Annotated in this window: 1 protein-coding gene; it reads right to left on the minus strand. The window is 36.9% G+C overall.

From position 1 onward, the window contains the following. Positions 1-45: 45 nt before the first annotated feature. A protein-coding gene (locus MMP72_RS15745; RefSeq protein ID WP_241406210.1) for an IS3 family transposase occupies positions 46-1,271 on the minus strand; the annotation gives its coding sequence in 2 pieces (ribosomal slippage) (positions 46-938 and positions 938-1,271; 1,227 coding nt in all). Positions 1,272-1,314: the final 43 nt, after the last annotated feature.

A 1,314-nucleotide genomic window follows, 5' to 3' on the forward strand; every position in this document is an offset into this window, starting at 1 on the left:
TGTCACGTCCTGAAATAGATTGACAGTATTTCATTTAAAACCGAGTTAAACCATTAGCTCGGTTTTCTCTTTCTCATACATCTGATTCGGTGTGAGCATGTTTAGACTTAAATGTGGTCTATAACAGTTATAAATCACTATAGATTCCGCAATCAAATGATCCAACTCTCTCATCGTTTTACATCGTGTTGTTAAAAACTCCTGTTTCAATATTCCATTAACTCGTTCCGCCAAAGCATTTTGGTAGCAGTCATATCCATCTGTCATGGATGGTTTTATATCATATTTTTGCAATGCTAATTGATATAACCCAGAACAGTATTGAGAGCCTCTATCTGAATGATGAACCATCGTTATTGCTCTATCTTTCATATGCTTCATTGCCATGTGTAATGCTTGTACAATATTCTCTGCTCGCATATCACTGGATAATTTATAACCTTTAATTTGTCGGGTATATTCATCTGTTACTAATGACAGGTAATGCACACCCTCAGCACTCTCAACATAGGTAATGTCACTAACTAGTACTTCATTTGCTTGTACTGGTGAATAATCCTTTAACAAGTTAGGGTATTTCTTCATCCAGTGTTTGCTATCCGTTGTTTTGGTATAGCGACGCTTAGGATAAATAAGCAAGTTGTTCTCTTTCAGTAGCTTAAATAACTGATCTCGACCAAATTTCAAGCCTAATTCTACTAACGCTGGTTTAATTAACCAATACAGTTTGCGTGTTCCTATACTTGGCATCAAATAACGGTATTGCATGACAAGTTCAAGTACCTGTTGTGTTTCCTGTGCCATAATTTGAGCACGTCTCTCTGATTGATAGTAAGCTTGTCGAGTGATTCCCACCCATTCACAATAACGTGAAATGCTTAATTGTCCTTTGGTTTGCCAATCTTTGAGACGTGCTCGATATACTTTTTTCCTAAATCGCTCCCGCATTCTTTATCCATGTGATAAATCACATCTTCAATGAATTCTGTTTTTAGTTTTTCTGCTGCTAACTGTTTTTCCAGTTGGCGAATTTGTTGTTGTGGAGTGAGTTGGCGTTTTGAGGAGGTTGGCATAATTTTGGAAGTCCAATCTTGTTGTCCGTGCCTGCGTAACCATGTAAGCACAGTTGATTTTCCTTGAATACCATATTTTGTTTGGGCTTGGCTATACGTTATTTGTCCTTTTTCAACTTCATAAACAACCATCATTTTAAAGGCAAAGCTATAATCTCGTTGAGTGCGCTTAACTCGTTGTTCTCTTTCGTGTTCCATAAAATAAGTCTCTTAATGTGTAAACTTATTTCAGGACAGGACA

Origin of the sequence: Acinetobacter sp. NIPH 2699, from assembly GCF_022549355.1 — a bacterium.
Lineage (GTDB): Bacteria > Pseudomonadota > Gammaproteobacteria > Pseudomonadales > Moraxellaceae > Acinetobacter.